13 protein-coding genes are annotated in these 20,210 nt (G+C 60.2%); 9 read left to right on the forward strand and 4 right to left on the reverse strand.

All coding sequences use genetic code 11. The features are described 5' to 3' along the window. Positions 1-59 precede the first annotated feature (59 nt). On the reverse strand, positions 60-404 hold the full coding sequence (locus tag AB4P92_RS06105) for a YggL family protein (RefSeq protein ID WP_042558513.1): 345 nt from the start codon (positions 402-404) through the stop codon (positions 60-62). Between the two features lie 234 nt (positions 405-638). Between AB4P92_RS06105 and dacB the strand changes: the two genes are divergently transcribed. Then, positions 639-2,099: a D-alanyl-D-alanine carboxypeptidase/D-alanyl-D-alanine-endopeptidase gene (dacB, locus tag AB4P92_RS06110; protein WP_395599108.1), complete on the forward strand. Its 1,461-nt coding sequence runs from the start codon at positions 639-641 to the stop codon at positions 2,097-2,099. Positions 2,100-2,238: 139 nt separating this feature from the next. Here the strand turns inward: dacB and AB4P92_RS06115 are convergent, their stop codons facing one another. Both AB4P92_RS06115 and rlmKL read right to left on the reverse strand, forming a co-directional pair. Further along, entirely contained in the window at positions 2,239-4,623 is a 2,385-nt protein-coding gene (locus AB4P92_RS06115; protein WP_395599109.1) for a diguanylate cyclase, read from the reverse strand. Between the two features lie 145 nt (positions 4,624-4,768). Beyond that, a complete protein-coding gene (gene rlmKL / locus AB4P92_RS06120) occupies positions 4,769-7,039 on the reverse strand; it encodes a bifunctional 23S rRNA (guanine(2069)-N(7))-methyltransferase RlmK/23S rRNA (guanine(2445)-N(2))-methyltransferase RlmL (protein WP_395599110.1) in 2,271 nt (756 codons plus the stop codon). Between the two features lie 531 nt (positions 7,040-7,570). Between rlmKL and rmf the strand changes: the two genes are divergently transcribed. Continuing rightward, the gene (rmf, locus tag AB4P92_RS06125; RefSeq protein WP_003223300.1) at positions 7,571-7,786 is read left to right on the forward strand and encodes a ribosome modulation factor; all 216 of its coding nucleotides are present in this window, start codon (positions 7,571-7,573) and stop codon (positions 7,784-7,786) included. A gap of 275 nt (positions 7,787-8,061) precedes the next feature. On the opposite strand, the gene AB4P92_RS06130 is transcribed toward rmf, so the two are convergent. Next, entirely contained in the window at positions 8,062-9,084 is a 1,023-nt protein-coding gene (locus tag AB4P92_RS06130; RefSeq protein WP_042558509.1) for a quinone-dependent dihydroorotate dehydrogenase, read from the reverse strand. Between the two features lie 235 nt (positions 9,085-9,319). Here AB4P92_RS06130 and AB4P92_RS06135 point away from each other — a divergent pair, with 235 nt between their 5' ends. The 7 genes from AB4P92_RS06135 (at position 9,320) to AB4P92_RS06165 (ending at position 20,200) form a co-directional block, all read left to right on the forward strand. Further along, positions 9,320-10,531 (forward strand): CmpA/NrtA family ABC transporter substrate-binding protein, encoded by a 1,212-nt coding sequence (locus AB4P92_RS06135; protein ID WP_200610546.1) that lies wholly within the window; start codon positions 9,320-9,322, stop codon positions 10,529-10,531. A gap of 15 nt (positions 10,532-10,546) precedes the next feature. Beyond that, complete coding sequence (locus AB4P92_RS06140; RefSeq protein WP_042558507.1) at positions 10,547-11,122, forward strand: ANTAR domain-containing response regulator; 576 nt, start codon at positions 10,547-10,549, stop codon at positions 11,120-11,122. A 325-nt stretch (positions 11,123-11,447) separates the two neighbouring features. Further along, complete coding sequence (locus AB4P92_RS06145) at positions 11,448-12,659, forward strand: NarK/NasA family nitrate transporter (RefSeq protein ID WP_042558506.1); 1,212 nt, start codon at positions 11,448-11,450, stop codon at positions 12,657-12,659. 7 nt (positions 12,660-12,666) lie between these two features. Continuing rightward, positions 12,667-14,340, forward strand: coding sequence for a protein kinase (locus AB4P92_RS06150; RefSeq protein ID WP_395599111.1), 1,674 nt, complete (start codon positions 12,667-12,669; stop codon positions 14,338-14,340). 378 nt (positions 14,341-14,718) lie between these two features. Further along, entirely contained in the window at positions 14,719-17,172 is a 2,454-nt protein-coding gene (gene nirB / locus AB4P92_RS06155) for a nitrite reductase large subunit NirB (protein WP_395599112.1), read from the forward strand. Then, entirely contained in the window at positions 17,169-17,486 is a 318-nt protein-coding gene (nirD, locus tag AB4P92_RS06160) for a nitrite reductase small subunit NirD (protein ID WP_042558503.1), read from the forward strand. Before nirB ends, nirD begins: the two co-directional genes overlap by 4 nt. Further along, complete coding sequence (locus AB4P92_RS06165; protein ID WP_395599113.1) at positions 17,486-20,200, forward strand: molybdopterin-dependent oxidoreductase; 2,715 nt, start codon at positions 17,486-17,488, stop codon at positions 20,198-20,200. Before nirD ends, AB4P92_RS06165 begins: the two co-directional genes overlap by 1 nt. Positions 20,201-20,210: the final 10 nt, after the last annotated feature.

The raw sequence follows: 20,210 nt of genomic DNA on the forward strand, positions 1-20,210 counted from the left end.
TACGATCTTTTGATCCACGAAAAAAAACGGCGACCCTCAGGTCGCCGTTTTTTTCAGTATCACTTAGCCGCGTTGATCGGCTTTTCCGGATACCAAACGTCCAGCAGCGGGCTGACGGTTGCACCGGTCAGTTCGCTACGGGTTTTCAGCCAGGCTTCAACAGCAGCGCGCTGCTCTTCGTTGACCGAGCCACGCTTCTGCAGGCATACCAGACCGAAGTCGTCGCCGCCAACATAACCCAGACCATTGGCTTCCATGGCTTCTTTGATGAAGGCTTCGAGGAAAGCGTCAATGGCTTCTTCGGACAAGTCTTCTTTGAAGTCCAGGTTCAGCTCGAAACCCAGCTCTTGAAATTCATCAACGCACAGTTTTTTGCGCAGACGCTGGGAACGGTTAGTCGCCATTGGAACAATCCTCTTAAGTAATAACGGCCGGCACTTTACCAGTTTAAGACGTCATTTGCCCGACTCTCTGGACACTGCGGCCGACCGCCTGTAAAAAAATCACTGATTAGCCACCCCGGGGACGGCACAAGCGGTTACACCTTGGGGCATAATGCCGACACTTTCGTGACCACTGAGGGCTTTTTCATCCATGTCCTCGTTTTTCTCCCCCTCTTTTGCAGGGTTTTATTTCACATGATCAAATCGTTGCGTCCACTTTTTTTCGCCGGCCTTTTTCTTCCTCTGGCCCTGCCTGCCTCTGCTGCCCCTATCAATACTGCCCTGACCCCAAATGTCGAAAAAGCCCTCAAGGCGAGCAAACTGCAGCCTAACGCCCTGTCGCTGGTGATGGTGCCGCTCGATGGCCCAGGCACAGCCACCGTGTTCAACGCCGATGTGTCGGTCAACCCGGCCTCGACCATGAAACTGGTTACCACCTACGCGGCGCTGGAAATGCTCGGCCCCAACCACCAGTGGAAAACCGAGTTCTACACCGATGGCACTCTGAGCGGCGGTATCCTCAACGGTAACCTCTATCTCAAGGGTGGCGGCGATCCGAAGCTGAACATGGAAAAACTCTGGCTGTTGATGCGCGATCTGCGCGCCAACGGCGTCACGCAGATCACCGGTGATCTGGTGCTGGACCGCAATTTCTTCGTGCAGCCACAGCTGCCGGAATTCAACGATGACGGCAATGACGAGAACAAGCCGTTTCTGGTCAAACCCGACTCGCTGCTGGTCAACCTCAAGGCCCTGCGCTTCGTCGCCCGCAATGACGGTGGCCGGGTGCTGATCTCGGTGGAACCGCCGATCGCCAGCATCCACATCGAAAATACCGTTAAAGCGCTCCCCTCCAAGCAATGCACCGGCGGTGTGCGCTACAACCCGGTGCCACAGCCCGATGGCAGCGTGACCGTGACGGTGGGCGGCCAGTTGGGTGAAGGTTGCAGCTCGCAGACCTACCTGTCGCTGCTCGACCACGCGACCTACACCGCGGGCGCCGTTCGTGCGATCTGGAAGGAGTTGGGTGGCAGCATTCAGGGCAGGGATCGTCTCGCGCCGACCCCGAGCAACGCCAAATTGCTGGCTCGCGCATTCTCGCCGGATCTGGCGGAAATCATCCGCGACATCAACAAATACAGTAACAACACTATGGCTCAGCAGCTGTTCCTGAGCCTGGGCCAGAGGTTCCGCAACGACGCCGACGGTGACGACGCCAGGGCAGCGCAGCGCGTAGTTCGTCAGTGGCTGGCGAAAAAAGGCATTACCGCACCGCACCTGGTGATGGAGAACGGTTCCGGCCTGTCCCGTGCCGAACGGGTCAGCGCCCGTGAGATGGCGAACATGCTGCAAGCCGCCTGGCACAGCCCGTATGCCGCCGAGTACATCAGCTCGTTGCCGATTGCCGGCACCGACGGCACCATGCGCAAACGCCTGAAGACCACCGCCATGCGCGGCGAAGCCCACGTCAAGACCGGCACCCTGAACACCGTGCGAGCGATTGCCGGTTTCAGCCGCGACGTCAACGGCAACACTTGGGCGGTGGTGGCGATCCTCAACGACAAAGCGCCGTTTGGTGCATCGTCGGTGCTGGATCAGGTGCTGCTGGATCTGTATCGCCAGCCGAAGCTGCCGCAGACGGCTTCCGTCTTGTAACCCAGTCCCGCCAACACCCTAAAACCCTGTGGGAGCTGGCTTGCCAGCGATAGCGTCAGGTCAGTCACCAAAGATTCTGACTGAACTGACGCCATCGCGGGCAAGCCCGGCTCCCACAGAGTTTGTGCTGTGTTCAATATCAATTCATCTGCCGCTCGACCCGATCCCGCCCGCCCTGCTTCGCCGCGTACACCCCGTAGTCCGCGCGCAGCAACAGCGAATCAGCGCCCTCCCCCGGTCGCCAACTGGCGATACCGAAACTTGCGGTCACCACGCCGACCACATCAACCGGTGCACTGCGCAACCCCTGCCACAACTCCACAGCGAGCATGTACGCGTGTTCGCCGTCGATGTCCGGGCAGAGCACCATGAATTCCTCGCCACCCAAGCGACAGAACACATCCGTGCGACGCAAGCGATGGCCGATGCGCTCGCACACGGCTTGCAGCACCCGGTCGCCCACGGCATGACCGTGCTGGTCGTTGATCCGTTTGAAATGGTCGATGTCGAGCATGATCACCGACAGTTCACCGCCACCGCGCTCGACCCGGGCCATTTCGGTGGTCAGGCGTTCCTGGAAATAGCGACGGTTGTGGATACCGGTCAACGAATCAGTGATCGACAGCGCCCGAAGTTCCTCCTCCACGCGCTTCAAATCTGAAATGTCCGAGATATAGCCATGCCACAGCACGCCACCGCCGGGCAGCTCCTCGGGCGTCGCCTCGCCGCGCACCCAGCGCAGACCGCGTACGGGCAACTGCACGCGATATTCCTCGCGCCAAGGGCTGAGGTTTTGCGCTGATGCCCGAATCGAGGTGCGCACGCGGATCACGTCCTGCGGATAGATACGGGAGAAAATGGCCTCGGCATCGAGCAGCAGCACATCCGGTTCGAGTTCGTAGATCTCGCGGATGCCGTCGCTGGCGTAAATCACACTGAAGCGACCGTCGAATTCCATCTTGAACTGGTAAATGCCGCCGGGCACGTGAGCGCTGAGCTTTTTCAGCAGCACATCACGCGCCGCCAGCGCCTCGTGCACACGCTTGCGCTCAGTGATGTCGATGCAGATCGCCAGATGCCCGACCCACAGGCCTTGCTCATCCAGCACAGGGGTAGCGAGCATGTTCACCGGCAGGTGACTGCCGTCCTGGCAGATGAGGGTCCACTCGCGCGCTTCGTGCCCGCCGACTTCGCCGCCCTCGACCAGCATCGCCTGACAGGTCGGGATCGCCTTGCCGTAACGCGCACTCAATTCCGCCGCGCGGGCCATCAGTTCGCGCGGAAAGTGCAGGTTCTCCAGGGTCATGCGGCCGACCACCTCATCGCTGCGGTAGCCAAGCATCTGTTCGGCGCCGGGATTGAAGGTGCTGATCACCCCGCGTAGATCGGTGGCGATGATTGCCACCTGCGTTGCGGCATTCAGCACGCCGCGCAACTGGCCGTGAGTGCCGCGCAGTTCCTGTTCGCTGTCGTGCAACTCTTGCGTGCGCTGCTCGACCAGATGCAAGGCTCGCTGGCGCTGGCTGACCAGCACATATAACAACGCACTCAGTAGCAGACTGAGTAATCCACCGAGAATCAGCACACTCCCCACTGAGGAGTCGTTGGCTTGCACGAAAGCGTCGCTCGGCAGGATATCCACCTGATAGTCGTGATCGGCCATGCGTACCAGCCGGGTGGTGGCCAGAGCACTGGGTGCCGGATCGTTAGCCGATTCGTAGAGCACCTCGTGCTGCTCAGGGATCGACAGGTCGAGAATGCGCACCGAAAGGTAGTCATGGAACGCGTCCGGCAAACCATCCGCCAGCAACTGGCGCATGCTGATCACGGCCATCACATAGCCGAAAGGCTTTTGCTGCCCCTCTCGAATGACTGGCGCCACCAGCAAGACCCCGCGGGCATAGGCTTGCTCGACACTGATCAGATTCATCGGTTGCGAAACGACCAGATTACGCAGCTCATCGGCGCGCTGCAGGACATCGCGGCGCAGCGGTTGCGCGAGCAAATCGTAGCCCAGCGGCGAGCCCAGACGGCTTTGGGTCTGGCTGTATAACACCGGCACGTATTCATCTCGGGCGCCCGCCAGTTGCAACTCGCGCTGTTCATTAAGTTCGCGAATCGTAAACGTGCTCAGGCCTTCCGCACGCACGCGCTGCTCAAATTCGGCGCGCTCGGCAGCACTGACCCTGAGGGCAAACGAATAGGCCTGGGTGCGCAGTAATAAGGGTTGGGTATAACCATCGAACTCGGCGCGAGACACCGATTGGGAATTGGTGAAGAAGCGGCGCAGGCCGTCGAGGCGTTGCTCCTGGTCCTGAAATCGCTCTTCGATGCGGCTGTAACGCTCATTGGCCAGCAACTGAAAGCGCTGACGCAGTTGTTGTTCAAACTGGCTGAAAGTAGCCCAGGCGAGCAGCCCCGTGAGTATCCCGCCGGCGAGCAATACCAGCATCGCGACCAGCCAGGCCGAGACGTCTTCGCTGATGAAACCCAGAATCTTCGGGCGCACGGGGTGCAACGACATAAGGGCAACTCACTACGCCAGCATTGCGGGGGAACCCCCATTGGCCATGAGTGAGTTTATAGCTATTAGCCATCAATTTGGCTAGCGTTGATCAGATCCAAGAGCCTTTAAAATCAAGGCTCTGTGGATCCAATCCTTTGCAGCGTCAACGAGCCGTGATTTTCCAGGCACGGTGAATCTTGGTGTTACGCGCGAAATCCGGATCAATGGTCTGCGCGCTGATTTCCTCAATCGCGTAACGCTCGGCCAGGTTCTCTTCCAACTGGAACTTGCGGAAGTTGTTGGAGAAATACAACACGCCGCCCGGCGCCAGGCGCGCCATGGCCAGGTCGATCAACTGCACCTGATCACGCTGCACGTCGAAAATGCCTTCCATGCGCTTGGAGTTGGAGAAGGTCGGCGGATCGATGAAGATCAGGTCGTACTCTTCGCGGCAACTTTCCAGCCACGCCATCACGTCGCCCTGCTCCAGACGGTTCTTGTCCGAGAAGCCGTTCAGCGACAGGTTGCGGCGCGCCCAGTCGAGGTAGGTTTTCGACAGGTCGACGCTGGTGGTGCTGCGCGCACCGCCCTTGGCCGCGTGCACGCTGGCGGTCGCGGTGTAGCAATACAGATTGAGGAAGCGCTTGCCGGCGGCTTCTTTCTGAATGCGCAGGCGCATCGCCCGGTGATCCAGGAACAGCCCGGTGTCGAGGTAGTCGGTGAGGTTGACCAGCAACTTGACGCCGCCCTCGGTCACCTCATTGAACTTGCCCTGCGCAGCCTGACGTTCGTACTGCTTGGTGCCACTCTGGCGCTCGCGGCGTTTGACCACCACGCGGCTCTTGTCGATGTTCAGCGCCTGCGGAATCGCTGCCAATGCATCGAACATGCGGATCGAAGCCTTTTGCGGGTCGATCGATTTCGGCGCGGCGTATTCCTGAACGTGCACCCAGTCGTGGTACAGGTCGATGGCCATCGCGTATTCCGGCATGTCCGCGTCGTACACGCGGTAGCAATCGATGCCTTCGCGCTTGACCCACTTGCCCAGTGCCTTGAGGTTTTTCTGCAGACGATTGGCAAACATCTGCCCGCCTTCGCTCAAGCGCGCCTGCTCGACCACCGGAGCCGGGGCTGGCTCAGGTTTGATCGGGTTGCCGTTCTTGTTGAACTTGCGCTCTTGTGGCTCGTCCGGCGTCTGATCGTAAGCCGCTTGCTCACGCTCGACCTGACGCTGTTCCGGGGTGCGACGCTCGCCAGTGACGAACTGATCCGGAGTGACTTTGATCAGCAGCAGCTTGCACGGCAGTGCGCCGTTCCAGAACGAATACTGTTTGTGGCTGCGGATGCCCATGCGCTTGCCCAGATCCGGCGCACCAGTGAACACCGCCGCTTCCCAGTTCAGGCAGGCCTGACGCAGACGCTCGCCGAGGTTCTGGTAGAGATAAAGCAGGCTGGCTTCGTCACCCAGACGCTCGCCGTACGGCGGGTTGCAGATCACCAGACCTTTCTGGTTCTGATCCGGACGCGGCTCGAACGTCGCCACTTCGCCCTGGTAGATCTTGATCCACTCGCTCAGGCCGGCACGTTCAACGTTGTTGCGGCCCGGCTGAATAAGGCGTGGGTCAGCTTCGTAACCACGAATCCACAGCGGCGGCTTGGCCAGACCGGCGACGGCACGTTCGGTCGCTTCTTCGTGAAGTTTTTTCCACAGCGCCGGCACGTGGCCCAGCCATGCGGTGAAGCCCCACTGCTCACGACGCAGGTTCGGTGCCATGTCGGCGGCGATCATCCCCGCTTCGACCAGGAACGTACCGACACCGCACATCGGGTCAGCCAGCGCGCCGCCATCGGCAGCAATGCGCGGCCAGCCGGAACGGATCAGGATTGCTGCCGCGAGGTTTTCCTTCAGCGGCGCTGCACCTTGCTGCAAGCGGTAGCCGCGCTGGTGCAGGCTGTGGCCGGATAGGTCGAGGGAGAGAATCGCTTCGCCGCGATCCAGACGCAGGTGAATGCGCAGATCCGGGTTGAGCTTGTCGATCGACGGACGGTCGCCCTGCGGGGTACGCAGTTTGTCGACGATGGCGTCCTTGACCTTCAAGGCGCCGAAGTGAGTGTTGTCGATGCCCGAGCCGTGGCCGCTGAATTCAACGGCCAGGGTGCCATCGCTGAGCATGTGGTCTTGCCACTCGACGTCGAGCACGCCGTGGTACAGGTCTTCAGCGTCCTTCATCGGGAAACGCTTGAGCACCAGCAACACGCGGTTGGCCAGGCGCGACCACAGGCACAGACGATAGGCGGTTTCCATGGTTGCCATGCCACGCACGGCGGAGGTGTGCTCGCGGGCTTCTTCAAGGCCAAGCCCGACGGCTTCCTCGATAAGCAGGCCTTCAAGACCTTTGGGGCAAGTGAGGAAGAGTTCGAATTGGTCGGACATGGTATTTCCAGAGCCTTTGGCTATGTGAACCGACAACGCATTGCCGGTCCGGTTTTCAATCAGGCGCTTTTCTAAAAGAACGCCCGCGTGGCACGAAGGTGTGCCGTCCCATCCCTGCTGCTCGGGTTAAAAGAGCTTAGATGCAAGGACAGAGAAAAAAGTTGAAGCAACAAAATGACTCAAAACAACCCTTCGTCGAATAGTACCCCAGTGCAACCGTGGGTCATTCTCACTAAAGGATTAAGCCCATCATGCAGCGCGGTGCCGATCATACCGGGGTTTGCTCAATAAACATTGAACAAATACGCAGTTACTTATTGCCATAGCATCCTATTCGTTACGTTCTTATGACAAATCGGTCATTCCATCGGTGTGACTCATTGGTTAGAACTGAGCACAGGTTGACGTCGCAACGGCGTCAACACCTTGGCTCGCCACGCCGGCAGCGAGCCGCCCCCGGCAGAGTTTTTCTGCCAGACCTCGGTTGAGGTCAACGCGACACATACAGTCAACAAGTGAGGGAAACACCCTATGAGAAGACTTAAGCGTGATCCGTTGGAAAGAGCATTTTTGCGCGGATATCAATATGGCGTTGGTGGCAAATCCCGTGAGCTTTGCCCATTTACTCTACCGTCGGTACGTCAAGCCTGGATTAACGGCTGGCGAGAAGGACGCGGCGACAACTGGGACGGTATGACCGGCACTGCGGGAATCCACAGACTCAACGAACTTCACGCCGTCGGCTGACACAGGGCATTTATTCCGACACGACAATCTGAATTTGCAACGCATTAACCACGCACGTCCCTCCCGGACGGCGGGCTACGGCCCAAGGGCTCCTTCGAGGAGCCCTTTTTTATGCCCGGTCGATTAGACTGACGCCCGCCTTTCGAATGTCTGCCGACCACCCCTGTAGGAGCTGCCGCAGGCTGCGATCTTTTGATCCTTTTTTTTTAAAATCAACATCAAGATCAAAAGATCGCAGCCTTCGGCAGCTCCTACATTGACCGGGACAGCCTGGGTTATTTGCGCAATGCGGCGATCGCATCCACCGATTCACGAATCAGCGCCGGGCCTTTATAGATGAAGCCCGAGTAAATCTGCACCAGACTGGCACCCGCAGTGATCTTCTCAGCAGCATGCTTGCCTTCAGTGATGCCGCCCGCTGCGATGATCGGCAAGCGCCCACCCAGCTCAGCCGCCAGTACTTTCACGGTGTGGGTGCTCTTGTCTCGCACCGGCGCACCGGACAGGCCGCCCGCCTCGTCACCATGCACCATGCCTTCAACACCAACCCGGCTCAGCGTGGTGTTGGTGGCAATCACCGCGTCCATCCCGGTTTCGATCAGCGCTTGCGCGACCTGCGCGGTTTCTTCGTCGGTCATGTCCGGGGCAATCTTGATCGCCAGCGGCACATGCTTGCCATGACGCAGCGCCAATTCGGCGCGGCGCGTGGCCAGGTCCGCCAGCAACTGCTTGAGCGAATCGCCGAACTGCAAGCTGCGCAGGCCCGGGGTGTTCGGCGAGCTGACGTTAACGGTGATGTAACTGGCGTGGGCGTAGACCTTGTCCAGGCAGATCAGGTAATCGTCAACCGCGCGTTCAACCGGGGTATCGAAATTCTTGCCGATGTTGATGCCCAGCACGCCCTTGTATTTGGCCGCTGCGACCCGCGTCAGCAGGTTATCCACACCCAGATTGTTGAAGCCCATGCGATTGATGATCGCCTCGGCTTCCGGCAGGCGGAAAATCCGTGGTTTCGGGTTGCCGGGCTGCGGACGCGGGGTCACGGTGCCGATTTCGACAAAACCGAAACCCAACTGCGCGAAACCGTCGATGGCCGCGCCGTTCTTGTCCAGACCCGCCGCCAGACCTACCGGGTTGGGGAACTCCAGGCCCATGACCGTCACCGGCAACTTCGCTGGCGCCTTGCACAGCAGACCGTTGAGGCCCAAACGTCCACCCGCGCCGATCAGATCCAGCGACAGATCGTGGGAGGTTTCCGGGGAAAGTTTGAACAACAGCTGACGGGCCAGGGTGTACATGGGCGGCGATGACTCGGGCGGCGAAAAGAGGCGGCGATTATAGCCGGGCATCGCCCCCCCGCGCGAGACGCACGCGCAAATCGACGCGACTGGCATATGCCTTGCACCCTGCTTGCCATCAGCCCGCACGCCAATGGCGGCGTACAGGCAAGGACAATGGCGTCGTCATGGGGTTTTGCCTGCGCAAAATCGATGGCGGCGTTTTTTTTGAAGGCGGCTTTTGCAGGTGCATGCGATGAATGAACCCTCCGTCGGGCCGCTGGCCTGGGTCAACGGCAGCGATGCTCCGGAAAAGACTGCGATCAACCTTGGTTTCATGGCCCTGAGCGATTGCGCCTCGGTGGTGGTGGCCGCCACTCAGGGTTTCGCTCAGCCTTATGGCCTGACCCTGAACCTCAAGCGTCAGACTTCGTGGGCCAACCTGCGCGACAAACTGGTCAGCGGCGAACTCGATGCCGCCCACAGCCTGTACGGTTTGATCTACGCCGTACATTTGGGCATCGGCGGCATCGCATCTACCGATATGGCCGTGTTGATGGGCCTCAACCAAAACGGTCAGAGCCTCAACCTCTCCCACGGTCTGCAAGCCCTCGGTGTGAACAGTCCTGAAGCGCTGGATCGCCACGTGCACCAATCCCGCGCAAAATTGACCTTTGCCCAGACCTTCCCGACCGGCACGCACGCGATGTGGCTTTATTACTGGCTGGCGAGCCAAGGCATTCATCCGTTACAGGATGTCGACAGCGTGGTCGTGCCGCCGCCGCAAATGGTTGCGCACCTGCAAGCGGGACGAATCGACGGCTTTTGCGTCGGCGAACCGTGGGCCGCCAGCGCGGTACAGCAGAATCTCGGCTTTACGCTGGCCACCAGCCAGACGATCTGGCCCGATCACCCGGAAAAAGTCCTCGGCTGCACCCGCGCCTTCGTCGAGCAATACCCGAACACCGCGCGCGCGCTGGTGATGGCCATCCTCGAAGCCAGCCGATTTATCGAAGAAAGCCAAGAGAATCGCCGCAGCACCGCGCAACTGCTGAGCGCCCCGGATTATCTCGATACGCCGGTTTCGTGCATCGAACCGCGCTTTCTCGGTGAGTACACCGACGGCCTCGGTCATCGCTGGCAGGATCCCCACGCCTTGCGCTTTCACGGCAACGGCGAAGTCAATCTGCCGTATCTCTGCGACGGCATGTGGTTCATGACCCAGTTCCGCCGCTGGGGCTTGCTGCGCGAAGACCCGGATTACCTCGCCGTGGCGCGTCAGGTTCAGCAATTGAGCCTCTATCGCGACGCGGCGACCGCTGTTGGCGTTGCCGCGCGGGACAAGGACATGCGCAGCAGTCAGTTGCTCGACGGCAAAATCTGGGATGGCAGTGATCCGGCCGGTTATGCGCGCAGTTTCAAGCTGCACGCCCTGAGCGACGATGCTCCCCTTCTCGCCCGCCGCTGACAGGAGACCGCCAACATGCTGCGCATTCTGCTGATCAACGACACAGCGAAAAAAGTCGGACGCCTGAAAGCGGCGCTGACCGAGGCCGGTTTTGAGGTGATTGACGAGTCTGGCCTGACCATCGACCTGCCCGCACGCGTCGAAACGGTGCGCCCGGACGTCATCCTGATCGATACCGAGTCACCGAGCCGCGATGTAATGGAGCAAGTTGTGCTGGTCAGCCGCGATCAGCCACGCCCCATCGTGATGTTTACCGACGAGCATGACCCCGGCGTGATGCGTCAGGCGATAAAGTCCGGGGTCAGTGCCTACATCGTTGAAGGCATTCACGCACAACGTTTGCAGCCGATTCTCGATGTGGCCATGGCGCGGTTCGAGAGTGATCAGGCGTTGCGTGCGCAGTTGCACGCCCGCGACCAGCAGCTGGCTGAGCGCAAACGCATCGAACTGGCCAAAGGCTTGTTGATGAAGATGAAGGACTGCAATGAGGAAGAGGCCTACACCCTGATGCGGCGCCAGGCCATGAGCCGCCAGCAGAAGCTGATTCAGGTGGCGGAGCAGATTATTGCGATGAGTGAATTGCTCGGCTGAATAACCAGCAAGATCAAAAGATCGCAGTCTTCGGCAGCTCCTACAGGAGTTCGATGCTCCCCCTGTAGGAGCTTTCGAGTGCAACGAGGCAGCGATCTTTAAGCCTTGGCACAAATCTCGCTACACATTCCACACAGGTAACCAACGGCGGTTGCCCCACCTACGACAAAGACGTCGCTGACCCGCTCGCCCCACCCGGCGAATCAGGTAGCGGCGTTTTTGCGTTTTTGGCCCCACAGCCCGGGGCCGGTGGTGCGGCCGTGGCGGCGCCCCACTTTGCTGACTCATGACTCCTTCTCGAGACTCTTTACAGCTGAGGTGCGCGATGAATAAAAGCTTCTGGAAATCCGGCCATACCCCGACCTTGTTCGCGGCCTTCCTCTACTTCGACCTGAGTTTCATGGTCTGGTACCTGCTCGGCCCGCTGGCGGTGCAGATCGCGGCCGACCTGCACCTGACCACGCAGCAGCGCGGGCTCGTGGTCGCCACGCCAATCCTTGCCGGCGCCGTGCTGCGCTTCGCGATGGGCATGCTGGCGGATCGGCTGTCACCGAAAACCGCCGGGCTGATCGGCCAGGTCATTGTCATCTGCGCGCTGTTCGGCGCCTGGAAACTCGGTATTCACAGTTACGAACAGGCGCTGATCCTCGGTCTGTTCCTCGGCATGGCCGGCGCTTCGTTCGCCGTGGCGCTGCCGCTGGCGTCGCAATGGTACCCGCCTGAGCACCAGGGCAAAGCCATGGGCATTGCCGGCGCGGGCAACTCGGGCACCGTGTTCGCTGCACTGCTCGCGCCGGTACTGGCCGCCTCCTTCGGCTGGAGCAACGTCTTCGGCTTCGCAGTGATTCCATTGATCCTCACGCTGGTGCTGTTCGCCTGGATGGCAAAAAACGCCCCGCAACGTCCGAAAGCCAAGTCCATGGCCGACTACTTCAAAGCCCTCGGTGACCGCGACAGTTGGTGGTTCATGTTTTTCTACAGCGTCACCTTCGGCGGCTTCATCGGCCTGGCCAGCGCCCTGCCCGGCTACTTCAACGATCAATACGGCTTGAGCCCGGTCACCGCCGGTTACTACACCGCTGCCTGCGTATTCGGTGGCAGCCTGATGCGGCCATTGGGGGGCGCACTGGCGGATCGCTTCGGCGGCATTCGCACCTTGCTGGCGATGTACACGGTGGCGGCTATCTGCATCGCAGCGGTCGGTTTCAATCTGCCGAGTTCCTACGCGGCGCTGGCACTTTTCGTCTGCACCATGCTCGGTTTGGGGGCAGGCAACGGGGCAGTTTTCCAACTGGTGCCGCAGCGCTTTCGTCTTGAGATTGGTGTGATGACCGGGCTGATCGGCATGGCCGGAGGCATCGGCGGTTTCGCGCTGGCGGCAGGCATGGGCGCGATCAAACAGAGCACCGGCAGTTATCAACTGGCCCTGTGGTTGTTCGCCAGCCTTGGCGTGCTGGCGTGGTTTGGCCTGCACGGCGTCAAGCGGCGCTGGAGAACCACCTGGGGTTCGGCGGCCGTGACTGCGGCTCGAGTCTGAGACCTGAATGGCCCTGCAACTGAGTTTCGCCGAAGCCAGCGCCACCGGCCCGCGCGCGGAGAATCAGGACGCCCTGCGTCTGGTCACGCCCGCCCCGGCGCTGGCGGCTAGCAAGGGTTACCTGTTCGCCATCGCTGACGGTGTCAGCCAGTGCGCCGACGGTGGACTGGCGGCGCGCTCGACCTTGCAGGCGCTGGCCCTCGACTACTACGCCACCCCGGAAACCTGGAGCGTGGCCCAGGCACTGGATCGCCTGCTGCTGGCGCAAAATCGCTGGTTGCAGGCCAATGGCGGTGGGCAACCGTTGCTCACCACTGTCAGCGCTTTGGTCATGCGCGGTAGGCGCTTTACCCTGGCCCACGTAGGCGATTGCCGGGTCTATCGCTGGCATGCCGACAGCTTGCAGCGGATATCCAACGATCATGTCTGGGAGCAGCCGGGCATGCAGCATGTGCTCAAGCGTGCGTTAGGGCTTGATCAGCATCTGGTGCTGGATTTTCTCGACGGCGAATTGCGCACGGGCGAGTGTTTCGTGCTGCTCAGCGACGGCGTGTGGTCGACCTTGGGCGATACCGCCATTGCGACGATCCTGCGCGACCAGCCGGATCTGCAAAGCGCGGCAAACACTCTGGTGAACGCCGCGCATCTGGCCGGCAGTCAGGACAACGCCAGCGCCTTGCTGGTGCGGGTAGATGCCGTCGGTGAAGCGAACATCGGCGATGCGCTGATGCATCTTCAGCAGTGGCCGCTGCCCCCACCGCTGAAATCCGGTCAGTCTTTCGAAGGCTGGCAGGTGCAAGAGGTTGTCAGCCAGAGTCAGCAATCACTGCTCTATCGCGTGCTCGACGACCAAGGTCAGCCGTGGTTGCTGAAAACCCTGCCCGCACGACTGGCAGATGATTCACAGACCGGGCAAGCGCTTCTTTCGGAGGAATGGTTTCTGAAGCGCGTGGCCGGTCGGCATTTTCCTGAAGTCCATGCGTGCCTTCAGCGTCAGCATTTGTACTATGTGATGCGGGAATATTCGGGGACGACCCTGGCGCAGCTTTTCCAGCGAAGCGGGCCGTTACCATTGGCAAAGTGGCATCAACTGGCTGAGCGACTGCTGCGTGCGGTGGGCTTGCTGCATCGGCGGCAGATTCTGCACCGGGATATCAAACCGGAGAACCTGCTGCTAGGTGACGATGGTGAATTGCGTCTGCTGGATTTTGGTCTGGCCTACTGTCCTGGCCTGTCCGAAGACGCTGTTTCGACATTGCCGGGAACTCCAAGCTTTATCGCCCCGGAAGCCTTTCGCGGTGACCCGCCCGGCGCACAACAGGATCTGTATGCGCTGGGCGTGACCCTGTATTTTCTGCTCACAGGGCATTTTCCCTATGGCGAGATCGAAGCCTTTCAACGGCCGCGATTTGGCTTGCCGGTCAGTGCCAGTCGCTACCGCCCCGATCTGCCGGAGTGGCTGGCGCAGAGCCTGGAACGCGGCGTGGCTGCCGATCCGCAACAGCGTTTTGAAACGGCAGAAGAATGGTTGCTGGTGCTGGAACAAGGCGAGCGGCGCAGTATGAGCGTACGCCCTAGGCCACTGCTGGAGCGTGAGCCGGTAAAGGTCTGGCGGACGATGGCGCTGGTGGCATTGCTGGGGAATCTGGTGCTGCTGGTTTTATTGTTTCATCAGCCTTGAAAAGATCGCAGCCTTCGGCAGCTCCTACGGCATGTGCACGATTTCCGTGTAGGAGCTGCCGAAGGCTGCGATCTTTTGACTTTGCGCCTCAAAATCGCGCAACACGCCTCCAGACAGTGCAGAAAAATTCCATTCCTGCCAGAAAAGTCCTGTAATCACTGGATTGGGGGCACTTGGCACAACCACTGCATTAGCCCTTTCAACACACACATAAAGCCCAACCTTCAACGACGAAGGTTGTGCTCCCCGAGAGAACGGGACCAGGACAAAGGCGTCCTCGCTAGGCAACTAGCGGGACGCCTTTTTTTGTTTGCGCAAAATTTCTCGAGCAAGGCCTGAAGCCCACAAGAGGCAAGCCGCAGCTCCTCGGAGAACCTGATGAAAAAACTCAAACTGGTGATGATCGGCAACGGCATGGCCGGAGTCCGCACCCTCGAAGAACTGCTCAAGCTGAGCAACGAGCTGTACGACATCACGGTCTTCGGCGCCGAGCCGCATACCAATTACAACCGCATCCTGTTGTCGCCGGTGCTGGCCGGTGAGCAAACCTTCGAAGAGATCGTGCTCAACGACCTCGACTGGTACCTGGAAAACAACATCAAGCTGCTGCTCAACCGCAAAGTGGTGGAAATCGACCGGGTCAAGCGCCGGGTGATTGCCGAGGACGGCACTGAAGCCGAGTACGACAGACTGCTGATCGCCACCGGCTCGACGCCATTCATCCTGCCAATTCCCGGCAACACCTTGCACGGCGTGATCGGCTACCGCGACATTGCCGACACCCAGGCAATGATCGACACCGCCAAAACCCACAAGCACGCCGTCGTGATCGGCGGTGGCCTGCTCGGCCTCGAAGCTGCCAACGGCCTGATGCTGCGCGGCATGCACGTCACCGTCGTGCATCTCGGTGAGTGGTTGCTGGAGCGGCAACTGGACAAGACCAGCGGCCAACTGCTGCAAAGCGCTCTGGAATCCCGTGGCCTGCATTTCCGTCTGTGCGAACAAACCCAGGCCCTACACGATGCCGGAAACGGTCGGGTCGGCTCGGTGCAATTCAAGAACGGCGACATCATCCCTGCTGATCTGGTGGTCATGGCCGCCGGCATCCGCCCCAACACCGAACTCGCGGAAAAGGCCGGCATTCCGTGCAATCGCGGCATTCTGGTCAACGACACCCTGCAAACCTATGACCCGCGCATCTATGCCATCGGCGAATGCGCCAGCCATCGCGGCATCGCTTATGGGCTGGTCGCACCGTTGTTCGAACAGGCCAAGGTCTGCGCCAACCACCTCGCGCAATTGGGTTTCGCCCGCTATCAGGGTTCGGTCACGTCGACCAAACTGAAGGTCACCGGCATCGACCTGTTTTCCGCCGGCGACTTCATGGGCGGCGAAGGCACCGAAACCATCACCCTCTCTGATCCGATCGGCGGGGTGTACAAAAAACTGGTGATCAAGGATGACGTTTTGGTTGGCGCCTGTCTGTACGGCGATACCGCAGATGGCGGTTGGTATTTCCGACAGATTCGTGAGAATCACGTCATCGGCGAGATCCGCGATCACCTGATGTTTGGCGAAAACGCCCTCGGCGATGTAGGACATCAGGGCCAGGACAAAGCCATGGTCATGGCCGACACCGCCGAAGTCTGCGGCTGCAACGGCGTGTGCAAAGGCACCATCGTCAAAGCCATTCAGGAACACGGCCTGTTCAGCGTCGATGACGTGAAGAAACACACCAAAGCGGCCAGTTCCTGTGGCTCCTGCGCGGGGCTGGTCGAGCAGATCCTGATCAACACCGTCGGCGGTGCGGCAGACGTCAAACCGAAAAGCGAAAAGGCCATCTGCGGTTGCAGCGACCTCAATCACGGCCAGATCCGCCAGGCGATCCGCGAGCAACATCTACTGACCATCGCCGGCACCATGAGTTACCTCAACTGGCGCACGCCAAACGGCTGCGCGACATGCCGCCCGGCGCTCAACTACTACCTGATTTCCACCTGGCCGGGCGAGGCCAGGGACGATCCGCAATCGCGCCTGATCAACGAGCGCGCCCACGCCAATATCCAGAAGGATGGCACTTACTCGGTGGTACCACGGATGTGGGGCGGTGTGACCAACCCTTCGGAATTGCGCCGAATTGCCGACGTCGCCGACAAGTACAACGTGCCGATGGTCAAGGTCACCGGCGGTCAACGCATCGACCTGCTGGGCATCAAGAAACAGGATTTGCCCGGCGTCTGGAAGGATCTCGACATGCCCTCCGGCCACGCCTACGGCAAATCGATTCGCACGGTGAAAACCTGTGTCGGCAGCGAGTTCTGCCGCTTCGGCACGCAGAATTCGACGCAACTGGGCATCGAGCTTGAACATGACCTGTTCAATATGTGGTCGCCGCACAAAGTCAAACTGGCTGTCTCCGGATGCCCACGCAACTGCTCGGAAGCGGGGATCAAAGACGTAGGAATCATCGGCGTCGATTCCGGATGGGAGATGTACATCGGTGGCAACGGCGGGATCAAAACGGAAGTCGCCGAATTCTTCGTCAAGCTGAAAACCGCCGAAGAAGTTCGCGAGTACAACGGCGCGTTCCTGCAGCTCTATCGCGAAGAAGCCTTTTACCTTGAGCGCACCGTGCACTACCTGCAACGGGTCGGCATGGAGCACATCAAGAAAGCCGTGCTTGAAGACCCCGAGCGTCGCAAAGCGTTGAACGAACGCCTGCAGTTCTCCCTGTCGTTTGAGCAGGATCCGTGGAAGGAGCGACTGGCGCAGCCGCAATTGAAGAAAGAATTTGACGTGATCCCTGTGAAAAACCTGGAGGTGCCGGCATGAACTGGCTCGATATCTGTGCCCTGGAAGAGATCAATACCCTCGGTTCGCGGATCATTGCCGGTCCCAAAGGTGACATCGCGATTTTTCGTACAAGTGACGACGAAGTATTCGCCCTCGACGACCGCTGCCCGCACAAGGGCGGCCCCCTGTCACAAGGTTTGATTTACGGCAAACGTGTGGCCTGCCCGCTGCACAACTGGCAGATCGACCTGCAATCCGGTGAAGCCCAGGCGCCTGATATCGGATGCGCCCACCATCACGCGGCGCGGGTTGAAAATGGCCGGGTGCAATTGGCCCTGCGGGACGCTATCTGATGAACCGCCAGACGACCGCCTCGACCTGCTGTTATTGCGGGGTCGGCTGCGGCGTACTGATCGAGCATGACGGCGAGCGCATCCTCGGCGTCAGTGGCGATCCGACGCATCCGGCCAACTTCGGCAAACTCTGCAGCAAAGGCTCGACCCTGCACCTGACCGGCGACCTCGCAGCCCGAGCGTTATACCCAGAACTGCGCCTGGGCAAAGGTCTGGCGCGCAGCCGCACCGATTGGGACACGGCGCTGGACCATGCTGCCAATGTGTTCGCCGAGACCATCGCCGAGCACGGCCCGGACAGCGTCGCGTTCTACATTTCCGGACAGCTGCTGACCGAGGATTATTACGCCTTCAACAAACTGGCGCGGGCGCTGGTCGGCACCAACAACATCGACAGCAATTCACGCCTGTGCATGTCTTCGGCCGTGGTCGGCTACAAACGTAGTCTCGGCGCCGATGCACCGCCATGCAGCTATGAAGATCTGGAGCTCAGTGATTGCGTGATGATCGTCGGCAGTAACATGGCCTACGCCCATCCGGTACTTTTTCGTCGGCTCGAAGAGGCTAAATCGCGCCGTCCGCAGATGAAAGTCATCGTCATCGACCCACGACGCACCGACACCTGCGATCTGGCCGATCTGCATCTGGCGATTCTGCCTGGCACCGATGTCGCTCTGTTCCATGGGATTTTGCACCTGCTGTTGTGGGAAGAGTGGATCGACCGCGACTTCATCAACGCCCACACCGAAGGTCTGGCCGAACTGAAAAGCCTGGTACGTGATTACACGCCACAGATGGTGTCGCAGCTGTGCGGGATCAGCGTCGAGCAACTGCAGCAATGCGCTGAATGGGTGGGCACTACGCCGAGTTTTCTGTCGCTGTGGTGCATGGGCTTGAACCAGTCCACTGCCGGCAGTGCAAAAAACAGCGCACTGATTAACCTGCACCTGGCTACCGGGCAAATCGGTCGTCCGGGGGCAGGACCTTTCTCTCTCACCGGTCAGCCAAATGCCATGGGCGGGCGGGAAACCGGAAGTTTGTCCAATCTGCTGCCCGGCCATCGCGATGCGGCGAACCCCGAGCACCGTGCTGAAGTCGCGGCTTACTGGGGCGTTGATCGGTTACCGGAAAGCACCGGACTCAGTGCTATCGAACTGTTCGAACAGGTGCGTTGCGGCAAGATAAAGGCGTTGTGGATAGCCTGCACCAACCCCGCCCAATCGATGCCGGATCAACACTCGGTGCGCGCGGCACTGCAGGCGTGTCCGTTCGTGGTATTGCAGGAAGCCTTCCGCACCACCGAAACAGCTGCATTCGCCGACCTGTTACTGCCCGCCGCCAGTTGGGGCGAGAAGGAAGGTTCGGTGACCAATTCCGAGCGACGCATTTCCCACGTACGCAAAGCCATTCTCGCACCGGGTGAAGCGCGGCCAGACTGGGCAATTACGGTGGATTTCGCACAGCGTCTGGAGAAACGTCTGCGCCCGCAGCACCCGAGCCTGTTTGCTTTCGATCAGCCTTCGCAGCTGTTTGATGAGTTCAAATTGCTCACCCGCGGGCGTGATCTGGATCTGTCCGGGATCAGTCACGCGTTGATCGACCAGATCGGGCCGCAACAATGGCCCTTCCCCGCTGGCGCCTGGCAAGGAACAGCGCGGTTGTACAGCGACGGGATTTTTCCTACCGCTAATGGCCGCGCGCAGTTCATTGCCGAGCCTTACCGCGCCGCCAAGGAGCAGCGTGATGCACGCTTCCCGCTGACGCTGATCACCGGCCGCCTGCGCGATCAATGGCACGGCATGAGCCGCACCGGCACGGCGGCGCAACTGTTCGGGCATGTCAGCGAAGCGGTATTGAGCCTGCACCCGGACGAACTGCGCCGGCACCGTTTGCAGCCGGGCGATCTGGTCAATCTCAAAAGTCGTCGAGGCGCCGTGATCGTTGCGGTTGGCAGCGATGACAGCGTGCGTCCGGGCCAGGCTTTTTTGCCAATGCACTGGGGCGATCGTTTTCTCAAGGGTGGCGTGAATAGCGTGACGCTGCCGGCCTTCGACCCTTTGTCCAAGCAGCCTGAACTCAAGCACAGCGGTGTGCGTTTGGAGTCGGTCAATCTGCCGTGGCAACTGTTCGCACTGATCGAGGGTGATGTTCAACGGCACTTCGAGACGCTACGACCACTGTGCGAGGCGTTTGCCTACGTGAGTCTGAGCCTCGTCGGACGTGAACGTCCGGCATTGCTGATACGCGCTGCCAGCGGCGCGGCACCGGACCCGCTGTTGCTTGGTGAGATCGACGAATGTCTGTCGCTGATCAATGGCCCCGTACTGGCCTATGACGACCCGCGCCGGGCCATCGGCAAGCGTGTACGCATTGAAAACGGCCGGATTACCGCCATTCGCCTGGCTGGCGAAACCCTCGCGCAACACTGGCTGCAAGGTTTGTGGCTGGAAGGTCGCGCGGATGAACAACTGCGACGCTGGCTGCTGGCGCCAATGAGCGCGCCGCCGGGCAACGCCGGGGCGCAAGTCAGTCGCGATAAAACCTTGTGCAACTGCAACAACGTCAGCCTCAACGCAGTCTGCGCCGGTATTGGCCAAGGACTTGACCTGCAGGGTTTGAAAAATCAACTGGGATGCGGCACGCAATGCGGCTCGTGCATCCCGGAAATAAAGCGCTTGCTGGCCGCCAACGTGCAGCCGGTTGCCGTCATTTGATGAGGGAAGA

The organism is Pseudomonas sp. A0308 (assembly GCF_044218815.1).
Classification (GTDB): Bacteria; Pseudomonadota; Gammaproteobacteria; order Pseudomonadales; family Pseudomonadaceae; genus Aquipseudomonas; species Aquipseudomonas iridis.

Bases quoted from the DNA above. Each gene is read 5' to 3' on its own strand.
- AB4P92_RS06105 (WP_042558513.1), bottom strand. From the start codon at position 404: ATGGCGACTAACCGTTCCCAGCGTCTGCGCAAAAAACTGTGCGTTGAT.
- rlmKL (WP_395599110.1), bottom strand. From the start codon at position 7,039: ATGTCCGACCAATTCGAACTCTTCCTCACTTGCCCCAAAGGTCTTGAA.
- nirD (WP_042558503.1), top strand. From the start codon at position 17,169: ATGAACTGGCTCGATATCTGTGCCCTGGAAGAGATCAATACCCTCGGT.
- AB4P92_RS06165 (WP_395599113.1), top strand. From the start codon at position 17,486: ATGAACCGCCAGACGACCGCCTCGACCTGCTGTTATTGCGGGGTCGGC.
- rmf (WP_003223300.1), top strand. From the start codon at position 7,571: ATGAGAAGACTTAAGCGTGATCCGTTGGAAAGAGCATTTTTGCGCGGA.
- AB4P92_RS06150 (WP_395599111.1), top strand. From the start codon at position 12,667: ATGGCCCTGCAACTGAGTTTCGCCGAAGCCAGCGCCACCGGCCCGCGC.
- nirB (WP_395599112.1), top strand. From the start codon at position 14,719: ATGAAAAAACTCAAACTGGTGATGATCGGCAACGGCATGGCCGGAGTC.
- AB4P92_RS06130 (WP_042558509.1), bottom strand. From the start codon at position 9,084: ATGTACACCCTGGCCCGTCAGCTGTTGTTCAAACTTTCCCCGGAAACC.
- AB4P92_RS06115 (WP_395599109.1), bottom strand. From the start codon at position 4,623: ATGTCGTTGCACCCCGTGCGCCCGAAGATTCTGGGTTTCATCAGCGAA.
- AB4P92_RS06135 (WP_200610546.1), top strand. From the start codon at position 9,320: ATGAATGAACCCTCCGTCGGGCCGCTGGCCTGGGTCAACGGCAGCGAT.
- dacB (WP_395599108.1), top strand. From the start codon at position 639: ATGATCAAATCGTTGCGTCCACTTTTTTTCGCCGGCCTTTTTCTTCCT.
- AB4P92_RS06140 (WP_042558507.1), top strand. From the start codon at position 10,547: ATGCTGCGCATTCTGCTGATCAACGACACAGCGAAAAAAGTCGGACGC.
- AB4P92_RS06145 (WP_042558506.1), top strand. From the start codon at position 11,448: ATGAATAAAAGCTTCTGGAAATCCGGCCATACCCCGACCTTGTTCGCG.